Here is a 464-nt window from a genome sequence, read left to right as displayed (position 1 = left end):
TTGCTGATCTGGACAAACAGATTGCCAAATACAACGACAGCAATTTTGACGGCAAAAACAAAATCATCGGAGAGATAAAAGGCATAGGCGACACCACTTGCGCCACCTTGATGTCGATGTTGCCCGAGCTGGGGCGGCTGCCGCACAAAAGTATTGCCTTACTGGTCGGCGTTGTTCCGCCCGCCAAGCAAAGCGGTGAATCGGTTGGTAAAACCGGATGTATCGGCGGCAGGATGGAAGTGCGTAATGCCCTGTATATGGCCACCCTGACCGCCAGCCGTTTTGAGCCGAAAATCAAAGCATTTTACGAACGGCTTACCGGCAAAGGAAACCGTTTAAAGTAGCCATCAATGCGTGTATGCACAAACTGCTGAGAATACTGAACGCACGGGTACGCGACTATCTGTGTTCAGACGGCCTGCAATGCGCTTGATTAACCGTGTTTGATGTTGCTGACTGACGAG

1 protein-coding gene is annotated in these 464 nt (G+C 50.9%); it reads left to right on the top strand.

Features of this window, described 5'->3' with window-relative positions; all coding sequences use genetic code 11:
- Positions 1-344, top strand: a 344-nt coding sequence (locus tag NQ012_RS12885; protein ID WP_257067972.1) for an IS110 family transposase, incomplete at its 5' end; no start/stop codon positions are given.
- Positions 345-464 lie beyond the last annotated feature (120 nt).

It is taken from the genome of Neisseria dentiae (assembly GCF_024580525.1).
GTDB lineage: Bacteria > Pseudomonadota > Gammaproteobacteria > Burkholderiales > Neisseriaceae > Neisseria > Neisseria dentiae_A.
This window is presented reverse-complemented; position numbering and strand designations above follow the sequence as displayed.